The organism is Verrucomicrobiota bacterium (genome assembly GCA_016871535.1).
In the GTDB taxonomy this organism is placed as follows: domain Bacteria; phylum Verrucomicrobiota; class Verrucomicrobiia; order Limisphaerales; family SIBE01; genus VHCZ01.
In genome coordinates this window covers 1-14,021 of the sequence record VHCZ01000165.1, presented here as the reverse complement: position 1 = coordinate 14,021, position 14,021 = coordinate 1, and the positions used below count along the sequence as shown (strand labels likewise).

Genomic DNA, 14,021 nt, shown 5'->3' with positions numbered 1-14,021 from the left:
CGCTTAGAGCGTGTCCGAAAATTCCGCGGGGTCTTGTTTTCGCGCCAAAGGCCGGATGGCGAGGCGCGACGAAGGAGAATATCCTCCCTGGATCTTCGACTGAGGAGCAACGAAGCCAGGCGGCCTTTGGCGCGAAAACCCTCCGGGCGGCGGGTCTTTTGTCCGTGGCCTGCGTTGGCTCGGTCCTTACAGCCCGCGTTGGGGATGCTCGGACCTCGCCGCCTTGGCCACAGCCAAAATCCCTCGCCGCAGGACCCCGCGCAATTTTCGGACACGCTCTAACAGTTTTGTACCACCAAAAAGATGGACAAAAGAGCCGAGCGGGCGTTCAGAGGTTCAAAGTGAGAACGGGCGCCTGCGACTCGGTCCTCTTCGTTGCCTTCTGTTCAAATCAGGTTGTTGGCGGTAAGACTTCCCCATGTCGAAACCCACTGATATTCGCTGCACCGGCGCCCGGCTCTATTTTCTGCCGCTCACGCTTCGTGTGCCTCTCAAGTTTGGACTCGAAACAGTGACGTCGGTGACGTGTGCGCGCGTTTGCCTGCGGGTGGCCAATTCCAAAGGTCAGATCGCGGAAGGGTGGGGAGAAACACCGTTGAGCGTTTCCTGGGTGTGGCCGAGCGCGTTGCCCTACGAGGCTCGTCATGAGGCCATGAAAGGCTTCTGTCTTCTGCTGGCAGATCAGTGGCCGAGATTCGAGTTCGCCGGACATCCAATCGAGATCGGCCACGACTTCGTGGAGGAGCGACTCACCGCGCTGTTGAAAACGTTCAACGCGAAGCGGAAGAGTCACGCCTCCGGGAGCAGCCAAAGCCATGAGACTCCGACCTCCAAATCCGCACTCCGCGCTCCGCACTCCGCACTGGAGCCGATGCCGTGGCTCGCGGCTCTGGTGTGCAGCTCGGCCTTCGATCTTGCGTTGCACGATGCTTACGGCGCTTTGAATCAGGTTCCGGTGTATCAAACCTACAACGCGCGCTTCATGAACGCCGACCTCACTCACTACTTGACGGCGGCAAAGGGGAGCCGCGTTTCCTTTGCGGGACGTTACCCGGAAGACTATTTCGCGCGACCGAAGCTCACGCGGTTGCCCGCGTGGCATTTGATCGGCGGCAAAGATTTGTTGCGGGCGGACGAGTTGACGGGATCGGAACCGAACGATGGCTATCCCGTTTTGCTCACGGACTGGATCCGGCGCGATGGTTTGACCTGCTTGAAAGTGAAACTCCGGGGCAACGACGCGGCGTGGGATTATCAGCGGCTCGTCGAAGTCGGAAAGATCAGCCAGGAACACGAGGTGGTCTGGCTGACGGCAGACTTCAATTGCACCGTCACGGACCCGGCCTACGTGAACGAAATGCTCGATCGCTTGCTGGTCGAACATCCGCGCACTTACGCCATGATTCTGTATGTCGAGCAGCCATTTCCGTACGACCTCGAAGAAAATCAGATCGACGTCCACAGCGTGTCCGCGCGCAAGCCGCTGTTCATGGACGAAAGCGCGCACGACTGGCAACTGATCCGGCTGGGGCGCGCGCTCGGCTGGAACGGCGTGGCTCTGAAGACATGCAAGACGCAGACGGGCGCTTTGCTGAGTTTGTGCTGGGCCAAAGCTCACGGGATGACGCTCATGGTGCAAGACCTGACGAATCCGATGCTGGCGCAGATTCCGCACGTGCTCCTGGCCGCGCACGCCGGCACGATCATGGGCGTGGAAACGAACGCGATGCAGTTCTATCCCGAAGCGTCGAAGCCGGAGGCCGAGGTGCATCCGGGAATTTACCAGCGCCGCAATGGGCAAATCGATTGGGCCACGATCTCAGGGCCGGGCTTCGGTTATCGATTATCCGAGATCAAACGCGCCTTGCCGCCGCCGGCTACGGAGTTTGTCTCAATTTAACAGGAGGTTGAAACTGTAGCGCAGCCTTTTCAGGCTGCGGGTCCTGCGGGCTTTCCAGCCCGCAGTCAGCGACGGGCGACTGGAAAGTCGCCCGAACCAGCAGGCTGGAAAGCCTGCTCTACGTGCACCGGCCGCGATGCGCACTGCTCAAGAGCCAATCTTCGGGCCTGGAACAAAGCCCTGCGGTTACGGGATTCATTGTGGTGTAGTGGCAACAGCGATACAGATCTTCGTCGTCGCGGATCAAGTGATCGTAAGACTCGACTTGCCAGAAGCGTGTGCCCGTCCGATTCAAAAGGTGATTCGCTTCCCGCGCCGTAAAGCCTTTCCAACTTTGCAGAATCTTACTGAGCGTCCATCCGGGGTGCGGACGCACGACAACATGGACGTGATTCGGCATCACGACCCAGGCCGACAAATCGAAACGCGTGCCCAGGTGAAACGTGAGCGCACCAGCCATCAGTTCGCCGATTTCGCTTCGCATCAACCAACAATCGCCCTGGCCTGCATCAAGATACTTATCCACTCGCGATGAGTACCAGCGAAACAACTCTTCTTGTTCAAGCCACGTGAGCGGACGCTTAGCCGACCGCGCGTTCTGAATAATGGCTTCCCGTTCCGCTTTGAACTTCAGAAGGACTTCCCTCGGCAGTGTGCCAGCAAGCCGGAAGGTCACAAAATAGGAAGTGCTTTCCCGCTTCAGGTGCGGCAATACCCCGCGCGAGTGAAAACCGGCCCGCAGATTGTCTTGCCCAGATTCGGAATCATTAACCTCCATGCACATGTTTGTGCGCGAGCCGTCGCAAACGAGCAAGCAGGAAATTCCGGCGCTGAGTAGCGCAGCCTTTTCAGGCTGCGGGTCCTGCGGGCTTTCCAGCCCGCAGTCAGCGACGGGCGACTGGAAAGTCGCCCGAACCAGCAGGCTGGAAAGCCTGCTCTACGTGCACCGGCCGCGATGCCCACTGCTCAAGAGCCAATCTTCGGGCCTGGAACAAAGCCCTGCGGTTACGGGATTCATTGTGGTGTAGTGGCAACAGCGATACAAATCTTCGTCGTCGCGGATCAAGTGATCGTAAGACTCGACTTGCCAGAAGCGTGTGCCCGTCCGATTCAAAAGGTGATTCGCTTCCCGCGCCGTAAAGCCTTTCCAACTTTGCAGAATCTTATTGAGCGTTCATCCGGGGTGCGGACGCACGACAACATGGACGTGATTCGGCATGACGACCCATGCGGACAAATCGAAACGCGTGCCCAGGCGAGGCGCCAGGTATCTGTTTAGCGCTGGTAGGGACGGATTCCACTCCGTCCCTGACTAATCCTTGAGGCGTCTCTTGAAGGGAGAGGCGGTCAACGGAAACACCAGAAGCCTCCGTTGGTCCATCGTCTCTTCCTGGGTGGCGATCTGTCTCAAGGCTTGAGTTGGGACGAAGTGGAATCCGTCCCTACCACGCTAAACACGTACGGCGCCAGTCGGAGCGCGCGAGGGCGCGTGCGCCGTACGCCCCATTTCCGACCAACCGAATCGGCGTTGACAGGTAGCATGCCCGTCTCTAACTTCTGGCTGTAAATACCGAGCTTCAGCCCCGAATTTACGTTTCGGGGTTTTTTATTGAGAGCAAGCGCTGTTCAACAACATTATGGCGAATACGATTCTGGTCGGCGCCCAGTGGGGCGACGAAGGCAAAGGCAAAATCATCGATGTCCTGACCGAAGGCGCAGACGTCGTGGTGCGAACCCAGGGAGGCAACAACGCGGGCCATACCGTTTTCATCGGCACCAAGAAATACGTCCTGCACCTGGTGCCCTCCGGGATTCTCCGCGCCGGCAAACTTTGCGTGATCGGCAACGGCGTGGTCGTGGACCCCGTCAGTCTGGTGGATGAAATCAACGGGCTGGCGAAGCTGGGGATCAAAGTCGATGGCAACCTCCTGATCAGCGAGACGGCGCACGTGGTTTTTCCTTACCACCGCGAACTCGATGCGCAGCGCGAAATCCTCAAAGGCAAGAACAAGATCGGCACCACCAAACGCGGCATCGGTCCGGCCTACGGCGACAAAGCCGCGCGCACCGGTTTGCGGATGATCGACTTGATCAACCCGCCGCGCTTTGAATTGCTCCTCAAGCAAAAGATCAAGGAGAACAACGAAATCCTCAAGGCGTTCGGCGCGGTCCCGCTTTCGTTCAAGAAAGTCCATGCGGCGTATCGAGCGGTGGGGGACCGGCTTCGGCCCTTCGTCGCGAACACGGTGGTCCGACTGCACGAGGCCGCCCGGCGGAAGGCGAATATCCTCTTCGAAGGCGCGCAAGGGACTTTTCTCGACATCGATCACGGCACCTACCCGTTCGTCACGTCGTCCAATACGACGGCAGGCGGCGCGTGCACCGGTTCGGGGGTCCCGCCGAACCGGATGGACCGGGTCGTCGGCGTGATGAAAGCTTACACGACACGCGTTGGGGAAGGGCCGCTGCCGACGGAGAACGCCGAAATCGCGGACCTTCTGCACGCCATGGGCCGGGAATTTGGCGCGACGACAGGCCGGGCCCGGCGCTGCGGGTGGTTCGATGCCGTGGCCACGCGGCACGCCACGATGGTCAACGGGATCGACGAACTGGCCGTCACCAACGTGGATGGACTGGACAGCCTGGAAAGGATCCAGGTGTGCGAAGGTTATCGGTGCGGTTCCGCGCGGCTGGATTACGTTCCGAACGATATCGAGGTGTTCTCGAAGTGCGTCCCGATTTACCGAGAGTTTCCCGGGTGGAAAACGCCGACCACGCACGCGCGCGACTGGCGCGACCTTCCCGTAAGGGCGCGCAGCTATCTTAAGGCGATTGCGGAATTGACCGGCGCGAAACTGGGCATCGCCTCGGTCGGCCCGTCGCGGGAGCAGACCATCTTCGTGTGAGAGTTGAGAGCCAGTCGTTACAGCGTGCAGCGGGTTAAATGGGTTGAATGGTTAAATTCAATGGCGGAGCAGTGTGGCTCCGCGAAGTTCTCTGCAACACTCTCTGTCCCGCAGTTGCTGAAACTGCTCGCAACCTGCGATCAAGGCCTCCCTTCCACCCTTTAACTCATTTAACCCATTTAACGATGTAACTAACGATGTAACGTTTTAACGATGACCACGCCAGCCCCACATTTGAGCGAACAGGCCAAAGCGGTGCTGCCGGCGCACGTCGCAATTATCATGGACGGCAACGGGCGCTGGGCCAAGCAACGGCACCTGCCGCGCGTGGAAGGCCACCGTAACGGGGTGGAATCGGTGCGCGCCGTGGTCCGCGCCGCCGGCGAAGCGGGAATCAAATACCTGACGTTGTACGCGTTTTCCGTGGAGAACTGGAGCCGGCCCAAGGACGAGGTCGATACGCTGATGCGGTATCTGGCGCGATTTCTGAAAACCGAAATCGCGGAACTGAACCGCAGCAATGTGCGGCTGGAAGTGATCGGCCAGATTTACCGGCTGCCGGAATTCGTCCAGGAGCAATTGCAGAAAACCCGAACCGCGCTCGCGCACAACAACGGCCTCACCCTCATCCTGGCCTTAAGCTACGGGAGCCGGACGGAAATGGTCGAAGCTCTGCGCAGTATCGCGACGCGCGTCAAGGAGGGAGCGATCGAGCCAGCCGAGATCGACGAGCAAACCGTCGCGCAGCATCTCTACACGCGCCATTTTCCGGACCCCGATCTCCTCATCCGCACGAGCGGAGAGATGCGGCTGAGCAATTTCTTATTGTGGCAAACTTCGTATGCGGAATTTGTCGTGACGCCGACGTTTTGGCCGGATTTTCGGCGGGCGCAATTCTTTGAAGCGTTGGAGGAATACGCGCGGCGCCACCGCCGCTTCGGGCGCCTGTAGCCCACACGCAGTCGTTAAAGCGTCAGAGCGTTAAATGGGTTAAATGGGTTAAATGGGTTAGATCGTTAAATCGGTTTTCAATCTCTGTTATCTCTGTTTCGTCGATGGGGAGCGCGCGTCCCGCGTTCTGTGCTCGGCGTCGTATGTGTTTAGCGTGGGTAGGGACGGATTCCACTCAGTCCCAAATCAGACATCGAGGCAGACTGCCGCCCGGGAGGAGACGATGGGCCAACGGAGGCTCCTGGTTTTTCCATCGTCCGTCTCTCCGTTCAAGGGACGCCTTCAGGATTAATCAGGGACGGAGTGGAATCCGTCCTACCAACGCTAAACACATACTCTGCGCTCCCCAATCTCGCCTGAAATCGCTCCGGCTAAGCTGAAACCCGGGCGAGGGCGGTCAGTGTGATGCGAAGGTCCCGGATCTGTTCTTCCAGTCGCTCCCGTTCCAGGAGCAGAGTTTTGCCGGCTTCGACGCCCAGGACACAGATTCTCGCCGCGGCGCAGACTTCGATGGTCTGCGGACCGACGCAGGGAATGTCGAAGCGCAGGTCGTGCTTTTCCTTCGCCACCTTAACCGCCACGGCACCACCCTCCTGACCGGCCAGTTCGCCGCCGCGCTTGAGGCAGGCGTCGGTTCCTTCAAAGCCTTCGACTGCCAGGACCGTTCCGTTTTTGACGACGACGGTCTGGCCGATCTCGAGCCGGGAGATTTCCTTGGCGATGCGAAAACCGAACTCCAGGTCGGAGCGGTGCGCGGGCGCGAGATCAGGTCCGAGGCGGAAGCCCGCCTTCGGCATCACCGGCGCGAGCCACGGCGTCGGTTCGATCAGTTCGATGCCTTCCTTTTTCAGTTCATCCGCAATGGCGCCAAAAATCGTATGCGCATTCTTTTCTTTAAGTTTGAACAACATGGCCATCGCGCGGAAGTCAGGCCGAATATCGAAAAGACTCTTGGGCGCGATTTGCCCGAGCATGACGCAGCGACTGACGCCTTGCCGTTTGAACGTTTCGATCAATTTGCCCAGTTGCCCGACTTTGAGCCAGACGATGTCGTCCACCAACGACGCCAGCGCCGGATCGGTTTCACCGTCGAAAGCGACGGCCACGAGCCGCCTGGCGCCCAATTCTCGGGCGTGCCGGGCGAAAATCATGGGGAGCGAGCGATTGCCCGCGATCAAACCCAGGGTATGAAGTTCAGCCATCAGCTTTTGAGTGGACCATAGCCAAGCCTCGCGGAGCAGCAATTCTGATTTTGGCGGCAGGCTCACCCCACGAGCTGCTTGTGGTCCCGGCTTTAGCCGGCTTTAGCCGGTTTTCACCCGTCGGCTGGTTAAAACCGGCTAAAGCCGGGACTACATGCAGCTCGCCCGTTGAAACCAGGAAAAAGCTGTGTTCCCTCAGTTGAGGTGGGGCATCCTCGCGAGTCAAATTAAATTAATCGAACTCTGAGACGGACAGGCTCGGCAGGAGTACCACAGATTACACGGATCACACGGATAAGATCGCTTCTCGATCCGTGAAATCCGTACAAAAACGTACAAAAAGCTTCGCTTGACCGTGGCCAGCGGGGGGTATAGTGACGTGAGGAAGCGTTGAACTCGTTCGCATCGTAATTTCGAGAGCGGCCATTGGTCCGTCGTCCGTGGGCTCATGATTTGGTCCCGCCTTGAGATACACCTGGGCGTGGTTGGCCTAGTGCGGTAATCGCGATGGGGTGGGTCAGAACGCTGCCTGGAACGGATGGATTTCAATACTGACAAGGCCGCGAACAGCACGGTGACATCAGACCAAATCAGAATTCCGGTCTGGGCGTTCTGCATCGCCGCGCTGGCTTTTCAGGCATCGAACCGATCTGCCACGATCCAACCGCCGCCTTTGACCCGCACGGAACAGATCCGTCAGCTCACGCCAGACCAGGCTGCGCAACGATTGCCAGTCCGGATCGAAGGGATCGTGACCTATAGCGACCCGGACAACGGGTTCGCGCCATTCCTGGTGCTTCAAGACCAAACGGGCGGCGTGGGCGTCGTGCCGCGGCCGAACCAGATCTTTCCTGAAGCAGGCCGGAGAGTGGCGCTGGAGGGCGTGGCCGAACCGGGCAAGTACTGGCCGTTCGTCGATCAAGGGATCCTGGAAGATTTAGGCCCTGGCCCCATGCCTGCGGCCCTGCGGCCAGCCGGAGAGCAATTCCCGAACTGCTCACCGGGAACTACGACAGCCTGAGAGTGGAGGTCGCGGGAGCCGTTCGTTCTCTGGTGGAACGCAATGGGCGATTGGAATGCGACCTGGCCCAGATTATCGCGGGCATTTCCAAAATGCTCCAACGGTTGCTGGGCGAGAACATCGTGCTGGAAAGCCGCTATCCCTCCGTGCTTCCCGCCATCTGCGCCGACGTCGGAATGGTGGAGCAAATTATCCTCAACCTGGCGGTCAATGCGCGGGACGCCATGCCCCAAGGAGGCCGGTTGACCCTTGCCGCTTCTGCCGTGACGCTTGACGCCAGCGCGGCCTTCCGGAACGCCGAAGCCCGCGCCGGCCGCTTCGTTTGTCTCAGCGTCGCCGACACCGGCTGTGGCATGGACGCCAAAACTCTGAGCAAGATATTCGAGCCGTTTTTCACAACCAAAGAAGTCGGGAAGGGAACGGGTCTGGGATTGTCCATGGTGTACGGCCTCGTCAAACAGCATCGGGGCTGGATCGAGGTGGCCAGCACCGTCCGGAAAGGATCCACTTTCCAGGTGTTTTTCCCGGCCCACGACGATGCCATCGCCGAAGATTTGGCCGAGAAGGAAGCGCAAAGAACAGTGGCCGGAGGCCACGAGACGATTTTGGTGGCTGAGGACGATCCCGCTTTACGCCGGCTGGCGTTGCAGGTGCTGCGCCGGTGCGGCTACCGCGTATTTGAAGCTCGAACGGGCCAGGAGGCCTTGAGCCTCTGGGAACTCCATGCGGGCGAGATCGATCTGCTGCTCACGGACATGGTCATGCCCGAAGGAATCAACGGACGCGAACTGGCCGAGCGCTTGCGCCGCGACAAGGACCACTTGCCCGTGATTTACACGAGCGGGTACAGCATGGACGCGATTGGGCCGGGATTTTGTGTTGAGCGAAGGCGTCGCGTTGCTGCCCAAACCGTATCAACCGTCAACCCTGGCGCGGGCCGTCCGTTGCTGTCTGGATGGGCCGGTGCGTTTGGGGGGAAGCTGAATGAAGTTGCCCCTTTCCCGGGAACCGGAGCGCCGAACTCCGATTCGGCGCGAGGACCGAGTGTCGCCGAAACGCGCCGGATCGGAGACCGGCGCTCCGCACACCAGGTTCAAGGGCCGTGCGCATGGCTCGAAGGCTATGGAAGCTTCCCATGCACTTGGTAGGGACGGATTCCACTCGGTCCCTGACCAATCCTTGCGGCGTCAAGTGAATCGAGGAGTGACGATGGAGCGACCCGATGCCTCGGTCGTCCCACCGTCACCGTTCTGGCAGTCGTTTACCCCCAGGTTTAATCAGGAACGCGGTGGAACGCGTCCCTACCAGTTCATGGTTCCAATGCGCGCTTCATTGACCGTGGCTCCCCACGAACCTGATTCAACCACGGATTACACGGATAGCACGGATAAGAGCGCTTCTCCATCCGCGAAATCCGCGAAATCCGTGGTGCAAGAACTCTTTTCGTGCCTTTGTCGCAAACTTTGTCGCGAACTTTGTTGGATTTTTGAGCAAAACAGGCCTGTTGGACAAAGGCTGCGACAAAGTTTAGGACAAAGTTTACTTTTTGGGACAAGCTCTACAGCTCGCTTCGGGGATGCTCCCGCGCCCGCGCCTCGCCCCAGGCCAAAAGCGGCGCAACGCATGTATCGAGAATACTTCGTCTCAGTACTAGCGTTGACGACGGCGATGCAAGTCCTCGAACTTTCGGCCGCCGAAGCAGGACGGTTCATCGCCAGTGTCAGTGGTTACGTCCTGGATTTCGAACATCTCCTTCCCCCTCGCCCTGTCCCTCTCCCTCAGGGAGGGGGGAATCGGCATGCCGCGCTGGGAGAAACCCTCGTCGCTCGACTTCTCGGAATGCAGCGGTCAGCGCTCCCTCCCCACGAACCTGGTTCAACCGCGGATAACGCGGATGGCGCGGATAAAACCCTTTCCCATCCGCGAAATCCGCGAAATCCGCGGTTAAGAAATCAGTTCAGGGGTTCAATGCGCGAAACTTCTTCGGAGAATTCTCTCGCCAAGGGAGAGGGCTGGGGTGAGGGGGAAGGTGACCAGACACCCAAGAAGTTCGCCGCTGGAATCGGCGGGGAACCAGGAGGACGAGGATATCGAGTCCGGCTCCACGGCGTCGTGACTTATGCCAACGACGGCTGGACCGCTTTGCTGATCTCACTCGGCGTGCTGGGTGCGCTGGGTCTCGCCGCAATCGGATGCGCCATCGTGCTGAGAAAGCGTGTGGGCCGCCAGACGCAGCAGCTCCGCGATCGTCTGGAGCACAAGACTTCGCTCGAACGGCGCTACCGCGACCTGGTGGACAATGCCACGGACATCGTTTACACGCACGGCCTCCAGGGCAACATCACGTCGTTCAATCCCGCGGGAGAACGGATCACCGGTTACTCGCCCGAGGAAGCCGTCCGCATCAACATCTCGCAACTGGTCGCTCCGGATCAGGTGGCGCTGGCTCGCGAGATGACCGCCCGCAAGATTCGGGGCGACCCGGTCACTGTTTATGAACTGGATCTCATAACCAAACGCGGAAGGAGGGTCACCGTGGAAATCAGTTCCCGGCCCATTCTCGAAAACGGAAAAGTCGTCGGCGTCCAGGGGTTTGCCCGCGACGTGACGGAGCGAAAGCGCGCTCAACGCATTCTCCAGCAAAGCGAGGAGCGGAAAAAAGCGATCCTGGAATCCGCGCTGGACTGCATTATCACGATCGACCCGGACGGCCGCATCGTCGAGTTTAACCCGGCCTCAGAGAAAACCTTCGGCTATTCTCGAGACCAGGTTCTGGGAAGGCCGCTCACCGCGTTGCTGGCTCTGGGCGGCATTCGCAGACCTTCGCGGGAACGCACTTCTCAGGACTCTTGCCCTGAACCTCAAGGTAGGGCGAGCCTGTCCCCAGCGAGCCGAACCGAACGTGCTCCAAGTCCGGCGAGCGGCTCGCCGGGACGAACTCGCCCTATCGGCGATGAGTTCATGGACGGTGAGAAGGCCTGCGAGGACCAGGAAACTTTCCATGAACGGAACCCCCTCACCCCGTCGCTCTCCCCCGGTGGGGGAGAGGGTGTCCGCAGGACGGGTGAGGGGGATTCCCAACAGTTCATGGGCCGCGTGCATGGTTCTGAAACCAAGGAAACTTACCATGTGTTTCCGGGCGGTGAGGCGCTTCCCTTGGGCGTGAGGATGGAGGTCGCCGCGCGCCGGTTAGATCAGACGGAGTTCCCGGCCGAACTGGCGGTCACACGTCTGGATTCGACGGGCGCTTCGGATTTGACCGTGTTTCTGCGCGACATCAGCGAACGCCGGCGCGCCGAAGCGCGGACGATGGCGTTCGCTCATGTTCGTGCCGATTCGGCATCGGCTGAAAGTGGTCGGGGTCCTCTCCATCCAGAGCTACCAACCGAACGCCTACGATCGCGAAGCGCTGGCGATCCTCCAATCGCTGGCGGATTTGTGCGCCGGAGCCATGGACCGGATTCAAGCAGCCGCGGCCCTGGGCGAATCCGAAGAGCGTTTTTCGAAAGCCTTTCGTTTGAGTCCGTTCCCGATCAACCTTTGCACTCTGAAGGAAGGCCGCTATGTGGATGTGAACGACGGTTTCCTGCGCCTGCTGGGTTACCGCCGCGAGGAAGTCATTGGCCGAACTTCGCTGGAATTAAGCGTCTGGGCGAACCCCGCCGATCGCTCCGTCATGGTGAACCGCGTTTTGACGGAGAAATCCGTCCGAGACATGGAAGTGGGCGTGCGGACGAAGAACGGCGAACTGCGGCAAGTCCTGGCCTCTTTCGAAATCATCAACCTGGGGACCGAGCCGCATTTGATCGGCATCAGTTACGACATCACGGACCGGCTTCAGTTGGAAGGCCAGTTGCGCCACGCGCAGAAAATGGAGGCGGTCGGCCAACTGGTGGCCGGCATCGCGCACGATTTCAACAACATCATGACCATCATTCAAGGCCACGCCAGCCTGGTGTTGGGATCGCCTGGCCTCGGCGCGGACATGCTTGAATCACTTCAAGAAGTGTCCAAGGCCGCGGACCGCGCGGCGAACTTGACCCGCCAACTGCTGACTTTCAGCCGCAGGCAAATGATGCAGCTCCAGCCGCTCAATTTGAACGACGTCGCCAGCCAGATTCTCAAAATGCTGACCTCGGTCGTGCGGGAGGACATCGCATTGGAATGCGCGCTGGAGCCGGGCTTGCCGAGCATTCCAGCGGACCTCGGAATGATGGAGCAACTGATTATGAATCTGATCGTCAACGCCCGCGACGCGATGCCGAGTGGCGGACGGTTGTTCGTGAGCACCCAAACCGTCGTGATCGACGCGCACGAGATCCATCACCATCCCGAAGCGCATCCGGGGAAATTCGTCCGCCTCACCGTCAGCGACACCGGCTGCGGCATGGATGCCGATACGCTGGGGCGGATTTTCGAGCCGTTCTTCACCACGAAGGAAGTGGGGCGCCGAACGGGCCTGGGGCTGGCCACGGTCTATGGCATCGTCAAGCAGCACCAGGGCTGGATCGAGGTGAAGAGCGAGCCGGAGAAAGGTTCGACCTTCCAGGTGTTCTTGCCCGTCACGCCGCGTGAAACAGGCTGTTGACCAAGTAGCGCAGATTTTCAATCTGCTGTATCGCCGATTTCCAATCGGCAGGGCGCCGGCAAGTCCCAGCGGGCTCGGACTGGGAGACGCCCCGCAGAATACAATTCTGCGATACGGCAGAGTGCAACTCTGCGCTACGAGCTTTGTCGTCCATCCCGCGGACCAAGCAGTACGAGCAAGCGCCTGAATCTTGCCTCCGTCCTGCCCGATGAGCGGGCGGTTGAAGTTCTCACGCCGCCGGTTTCTCACCTCCACCACGAGAGCCGCCGGCGGACTTGCTCTGCCAACCTTCGGCGCGGCAACTCCAGAAAAGGCCCTGATCGCCGTCACCTTCGATCTGGAAATGTCCCGCAACTTCCCGCGCTGGGAAGACCGGGAATGGGATTACGCGAAAGGGTTGCTCAACGAGGAAACCAAGCAGTATGCCCTCGAAGCCGCCCGACGCGTCAAAGCCCGCGGCGGCGTCATCCATTTCTTCGTCGTGGGCCGTGTGTTCGAGCAGGAGGACAGGGATTGGTTGAAGGAACTGGTGCGGGAAGGTCACATCCTTGGCAACCACACCTACGATCACGTCAACGTGCTCGCGCAGAAACCGGGAGAGATTCAATTTCGCTTCCAGCGGGCCCCGTGGCTCATCGCCGGGAAATCCACGGCGCAAGTCATTCGCGAGAACATCCAGCTTTGCACGGACGCCCTGAAGCAGCGCCTCGGCATCGCGCCGGTTGGTTTTCGCACGCCGGGCGGTTTTGCCAATGGCCTGCACGAGCGGGTGGACATTCAGCGGATGTTGCTCGACCTGGGCTTCAAGTGGATCAGTTCCAAATACCCGGCGCATCCCTACGGCCAGCCTGGAACGGCGCCGACGCCCGAGGTTTTGGAAGGCATCCTCAAAGCTCAGCGCGCGGCGCAGCCGCTGGCCTATCCGAGCGGACTGATCGAGGTCCCCATGAGTCCGATCAGCGACGTCGGCGCATTTCGCAACGCACGGTGGAAACTGGGGCATTTCCTTCAGGCCATCCGGTTGGGTGTCGAGTGGGTGATTGAACACCGCGCGGTGTTTGACCTGCTTTGCCATCCCTCGGTGCTCTGCCTGATGGACCCGGAGTTCCGCGTCCTCGAAACGGTCTGCGACCTGGCTCGCAACGCAGGCGACCGCGCCGCGCTGGTGAGCCTGGAGACGATAGCTGAGCGGTTGCGCGTCGGCGAAAAGCGCGGAGTGTGATCGCCAAGGGGCTGAGCCGTGGCACCGAGAAGCGATGGTCCATGAATCGGCAGTTCACCGCCCAGCAATTCTCATTTTGACCCGCATGTAGTCCCGGCTTTAGCCGGCCAGCGCACAAAACCGGCAAAGCCGGGACTACGTGCGAGCTTGCGCGCTCCCGTCTGTCGCCAAAAATGAGAATTGCTGTTCACCGCCGCCCCACAGAGGTATCCTCTCGGTTAAGGCAGTTAA

The 14,021-nt window shown here is 60.0% G+C and carries 10 protein-coding genes and 1 pseudogene; 8 read left to right on the top strand and 3 right to left on the bottom strand.

Annotated elements, in window-relative coordinates; translation table 11 throughout:
• Window positions 1-418: 418 nt before the first annotated feature.
• A complete protein-coding gene (locus FJ398_18810; protein MBM3839977.1) occupies window positions 419-1,900 on the top strand; it encodes a hypothetical protein in 1,482 nt (493 codons plus the stop codon).
• Between the two features lie 118 nt (window positions 1,901-2,018).
• On the opposite strand, the gene FJ398_18805 is transcribed toward FJ398_18810, so the two are convergent.
• On the bottom strand, window positions 2,019-2,684 hold the full coding sequence (locus FJ398_18805; GenBank protein MBM3839976.1) for a transposase: 666 nt from the start codon (window positions 2,682-2,684) through the stop codon (window positions 2,019-2,021).
• Between the two features lie 853 nt (window positions 2,685-3,537).
• On the opposite strand from FJ398_18805, the gene FJ398_18800 reads away from it, so the two are divergent.
• Together FJ398_18800 and FJ398_18795 are read left to right on the top strand one after the other, a co-directional pair.
• Window positions 3,538-4,806 carry an adenylosuccinate synthase gene (locus FJ398_18800; protein MBM3839975.1) on the top strand — a complete coding sequence of 423 codons (1,269 nt, stop codon included), beginning with the start codon at window positions 3,538-3,540 and terminating at the stop codon, window positions 4,804-4,806.
• Between the two features lie 213 nt (window positions 4,807-5,019).
• A complete protein-coding gene (locus FJ398_18795) occupies window positions 5,020-5,757 on the top strand; it encodes an isoprenyl transferase (protein ID MBM3839974.1) in 738 nt (245 codons plus the stop codon).
• Window positions 5,758-6,128: 371 nt separating this feature from the next.
• Here the strand turns inward: FJ398_18795 and FJ398_18790 are convergent, their stop codons facing one another.
• Window positions 6,129-6,959 carry an LpxI family protein gene (locus tag FJ398_18790; protein MBM3839973.1) on the bottom strand — a complete coding sequence of 277 codons (831 nt, stop codon included), beginning with the start codon at window positions 6,957-6,959 and terminating at the stop codon, window positions 6,129-6,131.
• A gap of 538 nt (window positions 6,960-7,497) precedes the next feature.
• Here FJ398_18790 and FJ398_18785 point away from each other — a divergent pair.
• Both FJ398_18785 and FJ398_18780 read left to right on the top strand, forming a co-directional pair.
• Window positions 7,498-7,980 (top strand): hypothetical protein, encoded by a 483-nt coding sequence (locus FJ398_18785; protein ID MBM3839972.1) that lies wholly within the window; start codon window positions 7,498-7,500, stop codon window positions 7,978-7,980.
• A 50-nt stretch (window positions 7,981-8,030) separates the two neighbouring features.
• Window positions 8,031-9,128, top strand: a complete 1,098-nt coding sequence (locus FJ398_18780; protein MBM3839971.1) for a response regulator — start codon at window positions 8,031-8,033, stop codon at window positions 9,126-9,128.
• A gap of 1,003 nt (window positions 9,129-10,131) precedes the next feature.
• Here FJ398_18780 and FJ398_18775 read toward each other — a convergent pair.
• Window positions 10,132-10,623: a hypothetical protein gene (locus tag FJ398_18775; protein ID MBM3839970.1), complete on the bottom strand. Its 492-nt coding sequence runs from the start codon at window positions 10,621-10,623 to the stop codon at window positions 10,132-10,134.
• Between FJ398_18775 and FJ398_18770 the strand changes: the two are divergent.
• The 3 genes and pseudogenes from FJ398_18770 to FJ398_18760 all read left to right on the top strand — a co-directional run bounded on the left by FJ398_18770 (window position 10,516) and on the right by FJ398_18760 (window position 13,790).
• Window positions 10,516-10,818, top strand: a pseudogene (locus tag FJ398_18770) (PAS domain S-box protein). The gene FJ398_18775 and the pseudogene FJ398_18770 overlap by 108 nt on opposite strands.
• A gap of 484 nt (window positions 10,819-11,302) precedes the next feature.
• Window positions 11,303-12,568: a PAS domain S-box protein gene (locus FJ398_18765; GenBank protein MBM3839969.1), complete on the top strand. Its 1,266-nt coding sequence runs from the start codon at window positions 11,303-11,305 to the stop codon at window positions 12,566-12,568.
• A 208-nt stretch (window positions 12,569-12,776) separates the two neighbouring features.
• Window positions 12,777-13,790: a chitin deacetylase gene (locus tag FJ398_18760; GenBank protein MBM3839968.1), complete on the top strand. Its 1,014-nt coding sequence runs from the start codon at window positions 12,777-12,779 to the stop codon at window positions 13,788-13,790.
• Window positions 13,791-14,021: the final 231 nt, after the last annotated feature.